18 protein-coding genes and 2 pseudogenes are annotated in these 19130 nt (G+C 43.4%); 10 read left to right on the forward strand and 10 right to left on the reverse strand.

Annotation, left to right across the window (positions count from 1 at the left end; all coding sequences use genetic code 11):
* The first annotated feature begins 157 nt into the window (after positions 1 to 157).
* The 3 genes from PN836_RS14210 to PN836_RS14220 all read left to right on the forward strand — a co-directional run bounded on the left by PN836_RS14210 (position 158) and on the right by PN836_RS14220 (position 2697).
* Positions 158 to 709 carry a peptide deformylase gene (locus tag PN836_RS14210; RefSeq protein ID WP_395339365.1) on the forward strand — a complete coding sequence of 184 codons (552 nt, stop codon included), beginning with the start codon at positions 158 to 160 and terminating at the stop codon, positions 707 to 709.
* Between the two features lie 261 nt (positions 710 to 970).
* Positions 971 to 1576, forward strand: a complete 606-nt coding sequence (locus PN836_RS14215; protein WP_395339367.1) for a hypothetical protein — start codon at positions 971 to 973, stop codon at positions 1574 to 1576.
* Positions 1577 to 1602: 26 nt separating this feature from the next.
* Positions 1603 to 2697: a hypothetical protein gene (locus PN836_RS14220; RefSeq protein ID WP_395339369.1), complete on the forward strand. Its 1095-nt coding sequence runs from the start codon at positions 1603 to 1605 to the stop codon at positions 2695 to 2697.
* Positions 2698 to 3093: 396 nt separating this feature from the next.
* On the opposite strand, the pseudogene PN836_RS14225 reads toward PN836_RS14220, so the two are convergent.
* Positions 3094 to 3983 (reverse strand): annotated as a pseudogene (locus PN836_RS14225) (IS3 family transposase); the annotation flags it as partial.
* Between the two features lie 94 nt (positions 3984 to 4077).
* On the opposite strand from PN836_RS14225, the gene PN836_RS14230 reads away from it, so the two are divergent.
* Positions 4078 to 5094, forward strand: a complete 1017-nt coding sequence (locus PN836_RS14230) for an IS110 family transposase (protein WP_395339371.1) — start codon at positions 4078 to 4080, stop codon at positions 5092 to 5094.
* A gap of 238 nt (positions 5095 to 5332) precedes the next feature.
* Here the strand turns inward: PN836_RS14230 and PN836_RS14235 are convergent.
* Positions 5333 to 5632, reverse strand: a pseudogene (locus PN836_RS14235) (transposase); the annotation flags it as partial.
* A gap of 364 nt (positions 5633 to 5996) precedes the next feature.
* Between PN836_RS14235 and PN836_RS14240 the strand changes: the two are divergent.
* Complete coding sequence (locus PN836_RS14240) at positions 5997 to 6596, forward strand: hypothetical protein (protein WP_395339373.1); 600 nt, start codon at positions 5997 to 5999, stop codon at positions 6594 to 6596.
* Positions 6597 to 6619: 23 nt separating this feature from the next.
* Positions 6620 to 7726, forward strand: coding sequence for a hypothetical protein (locus PN836_RS14245; RefSeq protein ID WP_395339375.1), 1107 nt, complete (start codon positions 6620 to 6622; stop codon positions 7724 to 7726).
* Positions 7727 to 8242: 516 nt separating this feature from the next.
* On the opposite strand, the gene PN836_RS14250 is transcribed toward PN836_RS14245, so the two are convergent.
* Positions 8243 to 8989, reverse strand: coding sequence for a YoaP domain-containing protein (locus PN836_RS14250; protein ID WP_395339377.1), 747 nt, complete (start codon positions 8987 to 8989; stop codon positions 8243 to 8245).
* Between the two features lie 10 nt (positions 8990 to 8999).
* Positions 9000 to 9860, reverse strand: a complete 861-nt coding sequence (locus tag PN836_RS14255; RefSeq protein WP_395339379.1) for a cation diffusion facilitator family transporter — start codon at positions 9858 to 9860, stop codon at positions 9000 to 9002.
* Between the two features lie 239 nt (positions 9861 to 10099).
* Between PN836_RS14255 and PN836_RS14260 the strand changes: the two genes are divergently transcribed.
* Both PN836_RS14260 and PN836_RS14265 read left to right on the forward strand, forming a co-directional pair.
* Positions 10100 to 10534, forward strand: a complete 435-nt coding sequence (locus tag PN836_RS14260; RefSeq protein ID WP_395339381.1) for a universal stress protein — start codon at positions 10100 to 10102, stop codon at positions 10532 to 10534.
* 78 nt (positions 10535 to 10612) lie between these two features.
* Positions 10613 to 11710 (forward strand): glycerol dehydrogenase, encoded by a 1098-nt coding sequence (locus tag PN836_RS14265; RefSeq protein ID WP_395339383.1) that lies wholly within the window; start codon positions 10613 to 10615, stop codon positions 11708 to 11710.
* Between the two features lie 51 nt (positions 11711 to 11761).
* Here PN836_RS14265 and PN836_RS14270 read toward each other — a convergent pair whose 3' ends face one another.
* From PN836_RS14270 to PN836_RS14285, 4 genes are all read right to left on the reverse strand, one after another.
* Positions 11762 to 12226 carry a c-type cytochrome gene (locus PN836_RS14270; protein ID WP_395339385.1) on the reverse strand — a complete coding sequence of 155 codons (465 nt, stop codon included), beginning with the start codon at positions 12224 to 12226 and terminating at the stop codon, positions 11762 to 11764.
* A gap of 151 nt (positions 12227 to 12377) precedes the next feature.
* Positions 12378 to 13367 carry a 2-hydroxyacid dehydrogenase gene (locus PN836_RS14275; protein ID WP_395339387.1) on the reverse strand — a complete coding sequence of 330 codons (990 nt, stop codon included), beginning with the start codon at positions 13365 to 13367 and terminating at the stop codon, positions 12378 to 12380.
* Between the two features lie 79 nt (positions 13368 to 13446).
* Positions 13447 to 14091 (reverse strand): response regulator transcription factor, encoded by a 645-nt coding sequence (locus tag PN836_RS14280; protein WP_395339388.1) that lies wholly within the window; start codon positions 14089 to 14091, stop codon positions 13447 to 13449.
* Positions 14081 to 15232, reverse strand: coding sequence for a two-component system sensor histidine kinase NtrB (locus PN836_RS14285; protein WP_395339390.1), 1152 nt, complete (start codon positions 15230 to 15232; stop codon positions 14081 to 14083). The genes PN836_RS14280 and PN836_RS14285 overlap by 11 nt, the downstream gene beginning before the upstream one ends.
* 344 nt (positions 15233 to 15576) lie before the next feature.
* On the opposite strand from PN836_RS14285, the gene PN836_RS14290 reads away from it, so the two are divergent.
* Both PN836_RS14290 and PN836_RS14295 read left to right on the forward strand, forming a co-directional pair.
* Positions 15577 to 17400, forward strand: a complete 1824-nt coding sequence (locus PN836_RS14290; protein ID WP_395339392.1) for a hypothetical protein — start codon at positions 15577 to 15579, stop codon at positions 17398 to 17400.
* A complete protein-coding gene (locus PN836_RS14295) occupies positions 17397 to 18173 on the forward strand; it encodes a hypothetical protein (RefSeq protein ID WP_395339394.1) in 777 nt (258 codons plus the stop codon). The genes PN836_RS14290 and PN836_RS14295 overlap by 4 nt, the downstream gene beginning before the upstream one ends.
* Before the next feature lie 51 nt (positions 18174 to 18224).
* Here PN836_RS14295 and PN836_RS14300 read toward each other — a convergent pair whose 3' ends face one another.
* Together PN836_RS14300 and PN836_RS14305 are read right to left on the reverse strand one after the other, a co-directional pair.
* On the reverse strand, positions 18225 to 18749 hold the full coding sequence (locus PN836_RS14300) for a flavodoxin domain-containing protein (protein WP_395339396.1): 525 nt from the start codon (positions 18747 to 18749) through the stop codon (positions 18225 to 18227).
* 57 nt (positions 18750 to 18806) lie between these two features.
* Positions 18807 to 19094 carry a hypothetical protein gene (locus PN836_RS14305; RefSeq protein ID WP_395339398.1) on the reverse strand — a complete coding sequence of 96 codons (288 nt, stop codon included), beginning with the start codon at positions 19092 to 19094 and terminating at the stop codon, positions 18807 to 18809.
* Positions 19095 to 19130 lie beyond the last annotated feature (36 nt).

The raw sequence follows: 19130 nt of genomic DNA on the forward strand, positions 1-19130 counted from the left end.
ACTCTTTTGCTCATGCAATAGAATGTATTAAGGCGCAAGGTGGCATTGAGCTAACGCGTTTGCAAACGCGACTATGCTATGATTAATCGCATGATACTAGACAACGAAGAAGACTGCCAAGCGCAGCACAGCGGAAACTGGAATAAGAGGATTCACCATGCGCATTAAACAACTCGGCCATCCTATTTTGCGTGAGCAATCTCAAGCGATTAGCGAACAAGACATCAGCAGCAAGCGCGTTCAAGATACATTGAGCTTCATGAAAGAAACCTTAGACGGCATCAAAGCGATTTCTGATGAAAACGGCAATGCGCTCTCTGCCCCCCAGGTCGGTCAGGCAATTCGCATGGTGCTGCTGCGCTTAGATGGCGACTTTGTGCCTATGATTAACCCAGAGCTTATCGAAACGAGCGAGACGCTGTTCGAATTTGAAGAAGAGTGTTTTAGCTTTTATAACTTGCGAGGCCTGACTCAGCGCCATGCTCAAGTGAAGGTTAAGTACTTAGACGAGGAAGGCACTGAGCATAAAATTAGCTTATCAGGTGAGGAAGCAGGGCTCATTCAGCATGAAATAGATCATCTAAACGGTGTTTTCTTTACCGACCGCGTAGAAGATAAGCAGAGCTTGCGCTCGATAGATTACATTTTTAAAGATAAGCCGAGTCGTTTGAAAGTGGTCAAGGATATGGCGGAGTATATGGCACAATAGCTAAAGACATACTTGTAATAGTATTAGGGATTGAAATTCTCACTCATTTATAATGCTGCGCGAAATGCACTTTTAAATCATCAGCATTCATACAAAATACGCCTTAGAGCTCGCCTTAATAAGGTAGCTTTCTTAGCGGGAGTCTTAAACACACGCTTCAATTACTTCCAAGGAATTCTAGAATATTATCTCTTGACAATTCGGAAACATACTATAACTTTGCTTATGCAACTAAATAAGGATATTTAAATAATATGAAAAATGCGTCAACAACCAACAACCAACAACCATCAAGCACCTACCACTAACCGTCTAGATGCACTTAAGACTGCTGTAAGCGCGGGCGTATTGAGCATACTGCTTTTAATGAGTGTCGTTTCATCAAATGTATACGCTAATGAACGAGTAACGCCTGATTTTGCTGCCGAAACTAACTCAGGAGATTGCCCCGCTGACACAGAGTGTATAGAAGTTCCCGGTTATAGACCAGACCCTTCATTCAATCCATGTATTGGTGGATGCGGAGGTGGCGGCGGTGGTAGCGGTGGCGGTGGCTCCCCTGGAGGTCCAGTTGGTCCACCACTTCCTCCCGCTCCTGAGCCAGAAGACCCTGACCCAGAAGAAGAGCGAAGAGATTGTGTTAATGCTGCAAATGCACAGAACTCGTTGTGTCGCTCAGGTTTTGCGAATTCGCATGCACGACAGGTTTCACAAATCTGTAGTCTTATGCCCCCAGATATTACAATATTTGGAATCACTATTGAGGGTGGTAGGCAACAATGTATCGATACAAGCCTCGCAAACAGAGACGCGGGATACGAAAGTTGCGCTGCAAATCGCGACCTAGCAATAACTCGCTGCCCGTGAATGAATGGTAGAGGAGTAATAATCTAATGTACAGATTCAAAATATTAAGTGTGATTCTTGGCTTATCCGTTATCGGCGTAATCTTGCTTATCGGGATGGATAGTGCGAGCGACAAAAATGTTATCAATCCAGATACCTACAATGAATCAGGAGAGCGCGAACTTAAAAGTATTGTTGCGAAGCAAATTCAAAAAAACGCCGCTAATGATAGTCAACCTAAAAATAGTGATCAAAGTTCATCACTGTTTGTGAATCCTGAGAATCAAGATGGTCGAGTCGAAGACGAGTGGTGTTTTGCAGTTACTGAGCTCGCTGATGACCAAATCGTGAGATACTTAGAGCTGAAGAGTGAATGGGATGTGCAACGCGGGGATATTTCTATGACGAACCCTTTTGTTGATGCAGTCAATTCTGGGACGAGCTCAATTCCCGCCATTGCCTTTTTGACATCAAACGGAAATAACGAGCACCTTCTGGCTCCATATAGAGAAATGTCTCTTAGAGAGTTAAGGGCGTCCGCTAATAGTAATGACCGATACGCGCTGTTGGCGATCGTAGACAACCCGAGTATAAACCCGACAGAAAAGGTTGAAGCTGCTAGAAAGCTCTTGCATTTTGGCGATACCGCAAGCAGTTTGAGAACCCTCACGACGATGGAACTTCTATATGCGAGTTTTGATTATGAGGAAAAAGGTGCGATGACGATGGATATTCAAGAAAAAATTCTTAACGCATTAACATATATTCACTACGGACTTTCTAGGAAGGACACCTCCGCATTGCTTGCGTACTTGCAGCTTGTTCGAGATAATCCCATTTTCAACAAAGAGCTTGCTCCTAACGTTGTATTGAGTGAAAACGCTCTTTCTAAAATTGATCAAAATGTGAAACAGCTTGTTGCGGCTATCGATGAATCTAATATACGAAATAATATGATGCCAATTTCTGATATTGAAATTCCGAAAGTCGCACAGCATTCATTCGAGGCTTCAATAGTGGTATTGTTCAATGAATATGCCGATGTCTTCGAAAAAAACCAAGTAGCAGGCATTTGGATGAGTTCATATATTAATGAAAACAGCTGCATTGAGAGACAGTACTTTGAGTATGCGTCGAATTGATCCTGCGACCATCACGCCGAGTGCAATTTTTACTGAAGAATGTATGAATGGCGATTGATAAATGAAGTTAAGGTTAAAATCCGAAGCAAATAACTGGTTTAGGTTCATACACCTAGCCAGTTATCTCTGAAGCCTTCCTTGTAAAAGAGCTAATCTTAATCAACTCGAAGCTGGATGATTACGGCGTATGTTTTCATAACATGCCGCGTAACGAATTCTCAATCACTAATATCGACGAAGGCACTGATCGGCTTGAAGTTAAGTGAGATTCACACTGCGAAAAGTGCACCATCACAGAGTAAGCGATCAAAATAGACCGTTCTTCAATTATTAAGTACAGCCTCTAAAATCTCGTCATTAATAAACACAGGATAAACGATCAATGACTTGTAGTGGTCAACAAAATCCGTACACCGATTTAGCTAGTTTCTCAGCTTTCGTTGGCGGCAGCCCATCGTTAAATTGATGCGGTCGTTCCCAGTTGTAATAGTTCATTAGGTAGTAACCTACATCTCGTTTTGCTTCATTCGCTGATTGATATCCGATAGACGGCATCCATTCAGATTTTAAGCTTCTAATTACTCTCTCCATCGGCGTTTGTCAAGACAGTTACCGCGTCGGCTCATGCTTTGTGTCATGCGATAACGCCACAGGCGCTGTCTGAACTTACGCGCTCCATATTGTGAGCCTTGGTCACTATGGAACAGCACATGTTGTGGCTTACCACGTTGCTCGTAAGCCATATCTAGCGCTCTTGATGCCAGCTCAGCATCAGGTCTCTTTGATAGACTCCAACCAATTACTCTGCGTGCATACAAGTCAATGACAACAGCAGCATAATGCCAAGCGCCACCCGTCCACAAATAGGTAATGTCACCGCACCAAGCTTGGTTAGGCTGCTCCGGTACAAACTGCCGATCTAATAAATTCGGAATGTCTGGTCGCTCAACCTTCACCTGTTTGTAAGCATGTTTTCCGGGCTGCTTGCTTGTCAGGCCTTGTTCTTTCATCAAGGCGCCAACCTTAAAACGGCCCATTTCAAGTCCCTCATCTCGTAGCATCGCTACGATCGTTCGAGTGCCTGCGGACTGATGGCTTTTATCAAATAAGCGCTTTACTCTTGCTCGTAAAATCCGGCGCTTGGCATCAATGAGGCGGCGTCGCTTTTTACGCTCCTAGTAGCTTGTCACACCCAAACCTAACGCTGAGCACACGAGCTCTGTCGATTTATGCTCCCTTAATCGATCTACTAGCGCGTGGAGTTCAGATCGTCTGACATCAAAAGACTAGTCCGTCACGGACGGTAGCCTAATGAGATGCTCCGCCAAAGTCTAAAAAGGTGTACATTTAACATTCACTATTTTAATTAGGGTAATTATCATGGCTAACATCAAGGTTTTAGGTATCGATTTAGGCAAATCAAACTTCCACGTTATCGGTCATAACGAGACAGGGCGAACAATATACAAAAAAGTGCTCACTAAAAAAGCACTTATATCATATCTCAGCAAATTACCGGCTTGCGTTGTGGCCATGGAGAGTTGCCCTGGCTCTCAATGGCTTGTGAGAAAGGTTGGGTCTTTTGGCCATGATACTCGACTGTTGCCACCGCAATACGTAAAGGCTTACGTTAAGACTAATAAGAACGACTTTATTGATGCAGATGCTATAGCAGAAGCGGCAATTCGGCCAAATATGCGATTCGTGCCCATCAAATCTGTTGAACAGCAAAGTGCACTAGTTACTCATAAATTACGAGATAGCTTTGTTAAACAACGAACAGCTTGTATGACGCAAATTCGTGCCTTTTTATTAGAGTTTGGTATTAATCATGGAAAAGGCCATCCAGCAATAAGACGTGTTCCAGAATTACTGGCAAATTCTGAAATTGAACTGCCTCCAGAGCTACGTAAATCAATTCACCATTTATATGAGCATTATCAATATCTCAATGAACAAATCAAATCACTTGAGAAGCGCATTGACGCTTACATCTCTCAAGATGAAAATTCCCAAAGACTGTTAACCATCCCTGGTATCGGCATACATACTGCGAGCAGTATGGTCGCTGAGGTTGGCAATGCAAGTAGGTTTACCAATGGGCGAGAAATGGCAGCGTGGCTTGGCTTAACCCCTCGACAGCATTCAACGGGTGGCAAACAAAAGCTGCTTGGAATAAGCAAACGAGGAAATAAGCAGTTGCGCTGTTTGTTAGTGCATTGTGCTCGTTCAATTCTGCGATTCAAACACAAGTACAGTGATACTGCATTTGGTGGCTGGATTACACTCATGCAACAGAACAAGACGTTTAATGTAGCAACCGTAGCTTTAGCCAATAAACTCGCTCGGATTACTTGGGCAATTTTACGCAAGAACGAAAATTATATATTGGCATAACTATCCCCTTCATAGGGAAGCGATAAGATGACTAAGCGGTCGACCGTCACTTCTAAAGCCTGACTAAAAAAGTATGCTCTAGAAGCTCATTGGCCTTTTAAGGCTAGAAGTGCGCGGATCTTCACCAAGGACAGAGCTAGCAACATTAAAAAGCTCACAAACAGTCCGAATACATTTGTGCTGACCCAAATAGTCAAATAACAAAAGAATCCTTTGACAGATGGCGGCGGACCATACACTTTTTAAGTATCGACTTTTCTCGCTCTAACCGATTAACTTTGGCTTCTAACTCCTGAATACGCTGCTGCTCGGCGGTTAAAGCCTTCGATTTAAGCGTAATACCTATACGCTCTGATTCAAGTTGTTTTACCCAAATCCGAAAGGTGTTTTCATGCACCTCTAACGCTCGACTGGCCTCGGTATATGGGTAATCTTGATCTAAGACTAAGCAAGCCGCATCGTTTTTAAATTCCGGGCTGAATGACCGGCGCTTTCTCTTTTCCGTTGGAAGCCTCTTCTGTAAGTGTAATGCTACCACTTAAAAAGGTGTACGGGTTTATTCTGCCACTACAAGGTTCGGAATAAGCGCTCAAGATTACTTTATCCGCATGCACAAACCTAAACAGTAAAACGAACATTCAAGTTAATCAACAAAACTAATTTCATAACTTAAGCTTCAACTACTATTTTAACACTTATTTCGAGAACGATTCAGATACAAAACACGGAATAGGCTCGTATGGGCAGAGTAATTAGAACAAACACGCTAAAAAACTTTATTGTAAACATTATGTTACTACTTTGACTCAGTAATATTATTAATGCTTCTGTATAAAATATTGACACGAATTGTATTTGTATGAATTATATACTAACAACTTAAATAAGGACATTTTAAAATAATGAAACATATTCAAGAAACCCTCCAAATTGATCCCATCTTTTACTCTAACGTAATTTCCAAAATATCAGCAGGAATACTATTGAGTATTCTTCTGCTAATGGTCAGCGGCTCCTTTAGCTCACATGCTAGTGAATTGAGTACAACCGACTACATTGCAGATACAAGCGCAGAAGACTGCCCAGCTGATGTAGAGTGTATAGAGGCACCTGGCGTTAGACCTGACCCCTCATTCAATCCTTGTATTGGTGGATGCGGCGGTGGAGGTGGCGGTAGCGGTGGTGGTGGTACTAACCCTGGTGGCGGTGTTGGTGCTCCTCCTCCAATAAGCCCGGCAGAGCAATGCATTGTTAACGTGGAAAGAAACCACGCAAGTGTGATAAGTCAGATAAGTCAAACGCGAACCATCGCTTTATTTGCATGTAGTGTTTCTGGGTTAACTGCAGGTGCACTTGCCGCGATGTTTACTGGTGGGGTGGGAGCTGTGCCAGCGGGCGTGCTAGTCGGAGGCGCATGTGTTGCATTTGTCGAGCAAGCCGCAGCTCAAGCTGTTGAAAGAGCCGATATCAAAAAAGCTGAAGATGCAGCGAAGTGCGATTAACGTCAATGATTCAGGAGAATTTGATGGTTAGCGAGCAAGCACAAAAAAAATTCGATGATTTCATACCCAGTATTTCAATGGCCATCTACGCGCGAATTTTTAATAAAAAGTCATCACCTAACACATTATGCTTGGGGCGAATAGTAGATGTTGGGGTTTTATATACGATTTTTTATCTGATTATTCTTGGTGGTGAATCCCCACTCGATTACGAAAATACGATTTCAATCTTATATCTATCGATGGGCGTAGCGTTCGTTAGTTTGGTACTGGTTCTATTCGATAAATTCGGCGATGCAAATGATTCAAAGTCTAGGTCAAAGTTTTTTTACACGATGCTGATTTTGACTTTAACGAGTGCAGTATTCGTTTTTTATTTGGTGAGTCAACTGAACACCTATGCGACGACTGATCATAATGAATCCAATGCCAATCAAGTCGAGAGTTCCTACAACGATACCCCAGATCTAACTAATGCCGAACGTGATAGACTACAGCATGATGCCTCTCTTGATGGGGTTGATTCTTCTAGAGTTGGCGACTACATGCAATTGCCGACATCTGAAAAGGCTAATGACACTGAAATCTCGATAAAGGATTTAGACGACGACTCTAGGGAATATGTTGAAATGATAGGTTCTATGTTCTCGACCGAAAAATTGGAAGATTATGATTCGTTTCTACGCAGCTATGATACGCTTTCACTGCAAACCCCGGAAATGGCTGACTTATTTCTTGCGCGCGCAATTACAGGAGATGCTCCACTGAGCGTGTTCAACGAAATGCTAAACAGAGGGGCTAAATTTACAGGCGAGCATGTTTCTTTAGTTGTGACTACCAAGTCCTTAGAGGATATTAAACTTCTTCAGAATCTGGGTATGGATATAACTTTGGAAAGCAGCTCTGGAACTAATGCTCTGGTAGATGCATTGTTAAACACAGAACGAGCAGAGTTATTCGATTATTTCTTGAGTCAGGGGCTTGCAGCGTTTTATGAATCAGATAAATTAATGCTGCAAGTCATTGAGCGTTCACAAGAATTATCTCTGGGGAACAGCTATATCGAGAAATTACAAGATAATGGTGTTTCTATCCCCGAGGGATATAAGAATCTGAGCGACGAGCCTTGATACGTTCGTTTGTGTAGTTTTATCAATATTATGACTTTAACCAAGAGAGGATCGTTAGTTAACTTATGCTTAACACTTAATTATTTTAGTCATTCATTTATCGAGGGTTACCTATATTTGGTTGACCGAGAGCCATGCAAGTATAGGTAATGTTAAAGCTATATACTATCCTCTGTAACAACTGATTTTAAGGCTTGTTTCGCGTGTTTCAAATTAAGGTTTTACAGAGAGTATTGAAGTAAATTCGCTCCTAACAAACGAGTGATCTAGACCTTGATACTGAAAGCTGGATTATGGGATAAGAAAATCCTAACCTCAACATGTTACTTGTTCAAGCTATGTGTTGTTTTAGAACTTTAAGTACCATAGGCAGAACTCATTGGACTGAATCACTGCATGCAACGCCTGGGGCAATGCCGCTTTCGGGGCAGCCGGTGGCCTTGACAATAGATAAGGTATTTTACTCACGCAACGATATTATTGAGTCTAACGAGTGAGCCAACGCTATGCTAATTTTTAGATGAGGATTTTATCTAAATGCCGTTGCGCTTTCATCTCAAGAGTGACCAATTCCCCTTTGTAAAATACGCTGTTTATAATCCACGGAATCGGCATCCGATGGCCGTCGCTTTTGTTTTTAAGATGATGGATGGTAAGCGGCACATTTTTACTTTCTGCATATTCTCTAAGCAGCTGATTGGTATAAAAGTCGGTGAAGGGGCAGGTGTTTGAGTAATACGCAGTGATCCCTTTGTCGTCGGGGCATCGGCCTTGTTTTGCACTCGCCAATATGGCTGGGAAGTTTGCCTTAGCGTTTGTTTTTAAACCCCATAGCTTAAAAAATGGCGGCGCTTCATCTATTACCTCGAAACCTTGCAGCTTTAAAAATTTTGAATCACTCATAAAAGGACGTTTTTTATCGCTCGAAATGGCCACGATCCCATCCATATTTTGAGCGTCTGCCATGCATTGTTGCAACAAACGTTTGCCGTTGCCCTTTCCTTTAAACTGACCCGACACCCAAAAGCAATTAATCACCATAAAGTTGCTTCCTGTCAAGGGAAGCCAAGAATGTTCAATAGGCACATACTCAATAAACACTTTGCCCCGCACATCCATTTTCTGGAATTTATATCCATTTTTAAACTGGCTTTTCAGCCAAGCTTTTTTCTTTGTATAGCCATCCAAACATTTCTTATCACTGATAGCACAGCATATATGTTGTTCTTCAATGTTTATGTTGTTTAAGTCTACAATTTCCATATGTTTTTGCTCACTTTATATTTATCTGATGCTGTGCGCCAAATGGCTCAACATGCACAACTACATCTTTTACATTGAATTGATCAGCCATCAGCGACTCAATGGCGTCTGCGATATCATGTGACTGAATCAAAGATAAGTCTGCGTGGACAGTGACCAGAATGTCTGCAAAATGCTCTTTTCCGTGGCTTCTGGTGCGCAGTCTTGTTACGCCAATTACGCCATCTATACCTTCAATTTCTTGGGATATGTCTTGGGCGTCTACGGTGCTTTGGTCCACCAGAATAGGAATGGCTTTTCGAAACAGGCGATATGCCAAGTAAAACAGCATAAATGACATCAGTACGGCAAACACGGCATCCACCCAGTACCATCCGCGTGCAGCCAACTGCCAACCGACAATCACCGTGATACTGGTTAGCACATCACTTACTGTATGGCTCACATCAGCGTGTAAAATATCAGAATCGAGCTGAATAGCCCAATGCCGCTCCCAAAACGCAAGCGCTACATTAATGCCCAGTGCGCTTATAAGGAACACAAGCCCCCAGCCACTTTGTTCAACTGGCTGTCCAAAACGCTCAAGCGCGCTTAACATAATTTCAAAGGCAACAATGACCAGTAAGGAGGCCAGTACAAAAACGGCTAGCTGTTCGTATTTTTGATGACCATAGGTATGCTCTTCATCTGCTGGCTGTTCAGCAATATTCATTGCAAACCAAGCAATCACATTGTTAAACACATCGGTAGCCGAATGGATTGCGTCAGCAACAATAACGCTGGATTGTGTACTTAAACCAATAATGAGCTTACACAGTGCAACGCAAAGGTTAACTGCGCCCTCAACCAGCAATACTTTACGCACATGCATTTAATAATTGCTCCTACGGTGTGACGAATTCCTCTTGAAATATACTGGGCTTAAACTGTTATGACTCGTTTATGCCACGAATACACGCGCGCAGTAAACATTCAAACGGGTTTAAAGACCAAAACCTTGACGCGGGTCAAGTTCGCTCTAACTAAGCCTTGTTAGTTTTAGCACGGATATAAAGAAGCGTTAGTGTAAAGCGTTTACTTGCAATGCATTACCAACAACAGAGGTGAGGAATGAGCCAGTACAAAAAAATCATAGTCGCAATTGATATTAATGCAGATTACCAAAAGGTGATTAAAAAGGCCTTGGGGATTTGCGAGTCACCAAAAGATTTAACCTTGGTTTACGTGCCGCTACCTACCGTTTACATTCAGCCCTACCTCTACGGAGCAGAGTATAACGTTGACGACGTAGATAGGCTGCAACGAGCAAAAGACAGCTTGGGTGATATTGCTAAAGAGTTCGATTTAAGCGAAGAGCAAACCATTTTAAAAACCGGATATGCTGGCGATGAAATCAAGCAAATCGCTGATGAAAATCATGCCGACCTTATCGTGATAGGCACCCATGGAAGAAGTGGCATTAAATTGCTTTTAGGGTCAACGGCCACATCGGTGATACACGGCGTGAATCAGGATGTATTGGCAGTGCGTATGCATGACGATTGAGTCAGCTCTCAGCTTGCCACCTTGCATAGTAGGTGGAACTTCATTACAAGGTATCTGCGTTTAATCAGAGGTTAAAATATGATCACAACATCCATTTTCCCTGGCCGTTACGTGCAAGGAGACGAGGCATTGGGCGTGCTTGCAGAAGAAGTCGCCCATCATGGCAACAAAGCTTTAGTTTTGGCCGACAAATTTATCATGGAGCACCAGCGCAGCGCTATAGAGTCAGCGCTTAGCGATATGAATGATGCGCTATTGGAGCCATTTTCTGGCGAATGCTGCGACGACGAAATTCAGCGTTTGGTGGCACGTTTTTCTGCTAGGCAATGTAACGTTGTGATTGGTGTTGGCGGGGGTAAAACATTGGATACGGCTAAAATGGTCGCCTTTGAACACAAATGCCCGGTGGTACTTGTGCCAACTATAGCATCTACTGATGCGCCGTGCAGCGCACTGTCAGTTATTTATAACAACGATGGCAGCTTTTGCCGATATCAAATTCTTGAGCACAACCCGAATGTGGTGCTTGTGGATACCCGTATGATCACCCAAGCACCCGCGCGCTTTTTGGTAGCTGGCATGGGCGATGCATTTGCGACTTGGTTTGAGGCGGAAGACTGCCGAATTAAACGTGGCGCTAACATGACTGGGCGCGTTGGTCCCATGAGCGCATATGCACTCGCACATCTGTGCCATGAGACGCTCTTGGAGTTTGGCGCACATGCAAAGCTTGCCTGTGAAAACCAAGTAGTCATCCCTGCTCTTGAACATATTGTTGAAGCAAACACGCTCTTGAGCGGACTCGGATTTGAAAGCGGAGGCTTAGCTGCGGCGCATGCTATCCATAACGGTCTAACTGTTAATCCCAATACTCACGCGTTTTACCACGGTGAAAAAGTGGCTATTGGCCTACAGGCCATGATGTTTTTAACCGACCGACCCAGCGCGATGATTGATACCGTATTTGATTTTTGCGAGCAAATTGCACTGCCGGTTTGCCTTGCTGATATCGGCATACATGCGCTTAGTGAGACTGAGCTTATGGCAATAGCAGAAGCCGCATGTGCACAAGGCGAGACCATTCATAATGAGCCTTATGAAGTGACTGCAAGGCGAGTGATGGATTGCATTAAAATGGCAGATGCAGAAGGAACAAGAAGAAAGCGTTTACAATAATTACCGTAAACGCTGCATTCATTAAGCTTTCTTAAACAGGATTCAGGTTAACTAATACGGCCCATATTGATTATAGCGAGTGTAGGTGTAAGGAACGACTTCATATTCGGGCTGTAAAAACGCAACCACATTCACCAGTTCGTCAACGGTCATTACGTGATTATAATTTGGCATAATCGAGTTACCATCAGCATCCGTTGTATAGTCCTTATGCCCCCTTGAGATGCGATGCGAAGGATTTATGATGCTGGTGACCAACTCTGCATAAGTCGTAATTTTCATTGACCTTCCGCCTAAAGGAACACGCGTTGTGATCTCACTTTGAGTGGCGGCAACCTCCGCCTCCATGCTGTCTAGCGAATGGCATCCAAAACAATTATGTTCAATCAAGACATGTTTTCCCTTTTCGGGGTCGCCTTCTGGCAAGCTAAAGCCTCTTGGGGAGTCAGCGCCCATATTGCATCCACTTAAAAAAGCGATTAACGCGCCACATAACAGGGGAGTCTTAAATTTCATGGTAAGTCCTTAGTGTTTGTATTTTCAAAGAGCTTGAATCACGCGCGCTTATGGTAGACGTTTTTACATATGTATATTCGGTCGCGGCGAGTAAGCCTATTGCTAACACTACGCGCTCTTATGTGGTCTAAGTTGACGTATATCAAATTATTTACAGATAAGTTTCGTTACATACTTTGCCAGCAAAAAAGTATTGCAAATTTACCAGCGTAGTCTCAGTCACTTTTTCCAGCGACTCTTGAGTAAAAAAGCCTTGATGACTGGTAATGAGCACGTTTTCAAAAGTAGCCAAACGATCGTAAGTATCATAGGGAATAGACTCACAACCATCAGAATCTTCCAAAATTTCTGATTCCATTTCATAGATATCGACACCTAAATAGCCAATTTTTTTGCTTTTTAAACCGGCAATTAATGCTTGAGTATTAAAAAGTCCGCCGCGAGAGGTATTAATCAGCATCACGTTGGGCTTCATAAGGCCAATGGCGTTGTGGTCAATCATATGCTCGGAGTCTGGCGTGAGTGGGCAGTGCAGGCTAATAATGTCTGACTCTTTATACAGGGTGTCTAGGTCAACGTAGGCATTCCCAGCCTCGTCAACTTGGTTATCTGGCGCAATGTCATAGCAAAGCACTCGGCTACCAAAACCGTTTAAAATACGAATAAAGGCTTTGCCGATTTCGCCAGTGCCAATGACTCCAACGGTTCTGTTTTTTAGATTGAAGCCCAGTAGACCCTCTAGCTCGTAGTGGTTGTCTATGGCTCTGGAGTAGGAACGCAGTAGTTTACGATCGAGTGCTAAAATAAGGGTAATCGCATGCTCGGCAACGGCAGTATGGGAGTAGTAGGGTACTCTAGATACACTGATATCGAGGGTTTTTGCATAAGCAATATCCACATTCGAAAATCCACGACAGCGCAAGGCGATATGGCTAACTTCATATTGCTTTAAGGCGTCAAGCACCTGCTTGTCGATAAGATCATCCACAAACACCGATACGGCATCAAAAGGCTTTGCTAGCGCGACAGTTTCAGGGCAAAGTTTGCATTCTAAAAATTCTAGCTCAAAGCCAAAATGATGGTTTTGCGCTGCAAAAAAATCCTTGTCATAGGGTTTACAGCTAAACACGCCCACTTTCATGAATGACTCCGTTCAAATAAATGAAGGTTAATTGAGTCGTTAAGTGTGCACGTTTACCAAAGACTGAACTTGATCCCTATCAAGTATTTGCTGCATCCAACACCATGCGCACCAGCTGCGCTAATGAGCCGGCCTGCATCTTTTCCATCACATGAGCGCGATGTATTTCAATAGTGCGCTCACTTAAATGGAGTTCACTGGCAATGGTTTTGTTGGCCTTTCCGTCAATCACGCGGTTAAGTATTTGCTTCTCGCGTTCGGTCAAAGAATTCATTTTATTGGTAGTATCTTTCACTCGTTGGTGACGCTCATCGTCGCGAATGCTGCGGGTAATGGCTGCTTGCACAGCCGTGATTAAAGTCTGTTCACGAAGCGGTTTTTCTATAAAATCAAACGCGCCGTTTTTCATAGCCTCAACCGCCAGTGAAACGTCGCCGTGACCGGTAATAAATATGATGGGTAAGGGGCAACCTAATTCATTTAACTTTTTCTGACAATCCATACCGCTCATAATTGGCATGCGAATATCCAATACAATGCAGCCAGTATGTAAGTTAAAATCAGGCGTTTGGTAGGCCTCAAGAAAGGCTGCTCCAGAGTGGTAACCTATTGCATTAATTTCGACGCTATCAAACAACAAACTTAATGAGTCAAGCACTGCATCATCATCGTCAATGATATGAACTATTGGCAATTCAGGTGATTGTGAATAGTTATTGCTCATTGTTTGATGCATCCTTTTTTACAGTCGGCAAGGTAAAATAAAAGGTACTGCCACCTTCACTATTTGCATGAAAGCCTATGGTTCCACCATATGATTCGACAATGGTCTTACTGACCGGAAGCCCCATGCCCATTCCAGTATCTTTTGTTGTAATAAAGGGCTCAAAAATGTCACCTCTGATTGTTTCGTCAATACCTGAACCGTCGTCGACAATTTCTACGCATAACTCTCCGTCTTTGCGAATATGCGTTTGTATACAAAGCTTTGAACCATGATTTTCCATGGCGTCTAAACCATTCCTAATCAGGTTTAGTAAGACTTGCTCCAATTGAACATGATCCGCAAAAACATAAGGAGATGAGATCTTGGCGAGCTTAAGTAAAATTTGATGTTTCATGATGCGGGTGTCTAAGGTGGCTAATTCAACGGTGTCGGCAATCAACTGATGAAAGTTAACTCTTTCTCGTTTACCCCCGCTTCGCTTTACAAAACTTCTGAGCTGATTGTTCATAAATAATGCGCGAGTCACTTGGTCTTCAATTTTTACTTGTGCCGCCGCAACCTTTGTTAAAGAAGCGTTAGGATGATCTGATTGTTCTAAGGACATCAAAAAATTTTGGCTGGCTTTTGCGTATGTAGATATCGCAGTTAAAGGCTGATTCATTTCGTGAGCGACGCCAGCAATGAGTTCTCCCATGGTGTTTAAACGCGCTATATGAGCAAGCTTTTCACGCAGTTTTTGTGCCTCGCGCCGAAAACTTTCTTGCTTTGTAAGGTCTTGAACGCTAGCGATAAATTGCTTGCGAGCTGCATGCTTGACTTCACCAATACTCAAATAAATAGGAAAGTTCTCTTGTTTTGCGTTCAGCCCAACCGTTTGACGGCCTTTCCCAACAATCTGGGTGATGCCCGTTTTTAAGTAATGTCGAATAAAGTTGTCGTGTGATTTCATATGAGATGAAGGCATCAACATCCCGACGCTTTTTCCCACTATATCGGCTTGCTTGTAGCCAAACATAATTTCCGCAGCGGCATTGAACAACTCTATCGTACCGTTTTCGTCCGTTACAATGATGCCGTCAACAGCGGCATCTAATACCGCAAGCCAATATTTACCAGCATCATCAAGTGTCAATTCCATTGAATTAACTCCAAGTGTTAAGCCTTTACAACCTTAAATGCTGAAAGCGAAGCATATTAAATTACAAGACGCTTCTTGACGCTTGTCAACGGCTTTGAAGAAGAAGCATTTTAAGTATGCGCTTACATTACGCGCGTTTCAAGGAAGCACTGTTAAGCCTACCAATGTGGATATACAAACTGCAGATTGTGCTTGACTATTCACTGTTGTGGGCTATGTACTAAGGAGTTACTCTTTAAAATCTCAACTATACAATCAGGTCTTCCTATACATGAGTGTCAGGCACTGATCTGCAACGCCCTTAACTCAGCTACAATGGCAATCCACCTTAGGAGAGAAAATCGATGAGTTCTGAACTAATACTGTCGGGTGTCAATGCACTGATTCGCCTCTCTGGCGCTACCAATCAAGCGTTGAAGGATGCAGCTGTTGGTGCCGACATTTTATTCCCTGCACTGGATCAACTCCCCGACAACCCTAGCGTATTTATCAATGACTTTTTTAGCCGCAGTGAAAACGTCACTTTCGTACAAGGTGCATCGGCTAAGTATGCGGCGTATTGGATTGATGACGAGCAGCGTTTTGGTGCTAAGTCAGATCCGCAATCGCAAGATGCGCTGCTGCTGGCTATCACTGAGATTGAGTCAGTCCGGCCGGATAAAACTAAGCCGGCCAATCGCACTGCCGGAGCGATCATGGTTAAGCAATGGGTCAATGGCCAGAAGCCCTTGAGTCCAATCGCACGGATTGTTATGGCAGCTGCCGATATTGCGCTTGAATATGTAGGTAACAACGCCGGCATCGTCGGCGGTGGCAATGGGGCCAAGTTAATCTCGGCTTATGCCGCCAGTTTGGCATTGCGTTTACCAGATGATGGCAATTTGTCAGTTAAAGATGATGTATTTCAGTCCTTAAGTGGTATATTGCTGCGCGCAGGATTTGATACCGCTGCAAAACATCCAGAGTGGATAGTGTCCGAAGCGCATTTTCAATCTCTGATTCAATCCACTGTTGAACCCTTAGTGGAAACCTTCCCACTAGATAGCGATGTTGGCAAAATCGAATTAAAAACGTTGACCGACACCCTGCTAGGGCCAGCCGCCTCTGCCATGTTACAAACTATGGCTAACAATCAAGAAGCGTTTTTAGGTAGTAAGTTCAGTACTGACAAAGCCTTTGGTGCATTAACTCAGTCATTGTTCAATACCGCCTCTGAAATAGGCTTAGAGCAGCAATTCACAAAAGAAGGTTTAATTAGTACTTACCAAGCATTGCTGTCAATTATCGCCGAAAAGCCAAACCTGTTTATTAAAAATAATGGCGAAGCAGACAGTGAATTGATCCACGCCTTACTCGGTGATCTTGCCAATACACTTAAAGATACCCCCTTTCCTTACGATCGCAGCGTCGGCATTGAGTTGGCGAGGACTGCTTTACATACCATCGGAGCGAATGCCCATCGCTTTGCCAGACAGACAAAGCCTTGGCAGAATACGGCGACCCAATTGGTCACTTTATTGGTCAACACTATGGCCGATGTTGTGGGTACTAATACCAGTATGAAAGTCCTCTTTAGTGACCAGCAATGGCTTGAATATGGTCGGCTGGTTCTGACCAATATAGCCAAGTCGCCTGATATGGTTCTTAGCTCATCTAACACTGTTAAATCAGGGCTAGTTGTTGCTATCGCCAATGCAATGGCAGCTGATGATACTCTATTGCTCGATGCTGAAGATTGGCTGGATATTGTCGATGTTGCCTCTGCTGAGGCCGCCGCAAATCCCATGCGCTTATTTAAGCTCAATCCGAATGATCCTGACGATGTGCTCGCGGGTGAACTCATTATTTTATTGCTCAATGTCGCTAAGGACGCGGTAAGCAAGCAAGGGGCGAACAATGTTGTATTTGGTCAAACATTGACAGAGGCAATCGCAACCTTTCTGTCGGCTACCTCGGGCAACGTAAGTGCAATTAAAAACAACGTTGAACAATTGAAAAAAACCTTACTGCAGTTAAACTCATTCTTTGCTGAACATCCGCTACAATATGGCAACAAAGAGTGGTTACACCTATTTAGCGTGATCTTGGCAGAAGTATTATTAGGCAAAGATATTCCCGATGTTACCGAAGAGCTAGTCGTTAACTTTATCCAAGGAGCAAGATCATGAAAAAGCTGCAAATACTATTGCTTGTCACGGTCAGTATTATGATGTCGGGGTGTGAATCATTATCCCTGCATCAGGCTAACGCTGCGCTTACCAACTATTATCTCGCCTTACAAAGCGCTGCGCAGCAAAGTGACTTCATCACTGCACAAACCAGTAAAGATGCTTTAGCTGATTTAGCAAGACAAGCTTCTGAGCAGGCAGAAAAAGCCAGCGACACAGCGCTTAAGATTGCTTTGCACAGAGCTGCAGCAACGGCAGCGTGGAAAGCTGACATGCCTAATGCGCAACAGTTTGCCAGTGCTGGAAACAGTGTTTGCAATAGTCAATTTGCTGCTGCACCGTCACATTGCGGGATGCTTGCGTTAATTCCTAATATGATTGAGATAGATAGAATTACAGCACAAGCAAACGCACTAATTTCGGCAGTGCAAAACGGTGAAATTAGTGCGAATGACAACAATGCTGATGCATTGCGCATAAAGCTACAGGACTATTTTGATAATTATAAAAGCCGAGCAAATACCGTGGTATCTGATTATTCGCAAGTCAAACAAAATCAAAACACAGAGCAAATTTTAGCAGGATTCGATACGCAAACTGAGGTACTGTTTTGCAAGCATTTACCCAGTGTCAACGACGCTATACTAAAAATGGAAGGACCCAATCGGAGCAATATTTGCGATATTTATGCGGTGAAAACGTCTGCCCAAAATGCCGGAATGAGCGGTGGCTGTTTATCTGAATCCCTTGATAAACCGAGTTGGTGCAATTAAAAAAAATGAACCAGGCGATAAGCCTGGTTCTGTTTGCCATATCTTGTTTTACTATTTTAACCAAGCATCAACAGTTTCACGCAGCTTGTCCCAATCGGTATATTCATGGTCTTCATCAAGGTTTCGTTCTGGCTCTCGTTTAGCGATGATGCGGCGCATGATAAAACGAGTGAAAATGTCATATTGAGAGGGTGAGTAAGCCCCTGCCACTTGTATCGTGCTGTTAGGCTGCCACGCTGTTGCTTCGCTTAAGTCATCAACTATTTTGTCGAGCTCGCGCCAGTCGTCAGCATCATGCCCCGCTGCGACCAAGGAAACCGATACAAACAGGCTAGGCAAGGTATTAAGCAATTTGGTATGAGCCGCAATAAAATCAGTGAGCACACGCTGATATTGCCCCACGTGCACAGACGCTGCAAGCACAACCCTGTCATACTGCGACACATCGATATCAGTATTATTTTTGAGTTCAAGCATCTCGACACCATGACCTTGACGCGCTATATGCGACATAATAAATCGTGCTACTTTTCGAGTTTGCCCTTGAGAAGAGCAGTAGCCTATTAATACTTGCAACTTGTCCTCCTTGCTTCGCCAGCTAAAACCTTGCGTTTTATTTATTCTAAGTGCAGGTTATTTAATTTGCGATATAAAGTAATGATAGGAGTGTATAAAAGCATCGCGTATTTTTTTCGCTTCTTTTAAGGCTTCGTCCAGCCTTTCCTCGCTCTCTCCTTTCCATTCTTCGACTTTGTCAGTAAGCGGTTTCGCTTGCTCTTTCAGGGAAGCAATTTGCTTTTCAATTTCTGCTTTTCCATCAGCTTGGGCTTCAGCAGCTTTCGCCTCTAGTTCACTGAGCTTTTCGTTTACTTCATCAATGGTCTGTTTGAGTTTTTCAACATATTCGTCGCGCTTAGTCATTAGTTTTTCCTGATCATGAGTGAATTTATTGTCTTT

The organism is Ningiella algicola (assembly GCF_028401415.2).
In the GTDB taxonomy this organism is placed as follows: domain Bacteria; phylum Pseudomonadota; class Gammaproteobacteria; order Enterobacterales; family Alteromonadaceae; genus Glaciecola.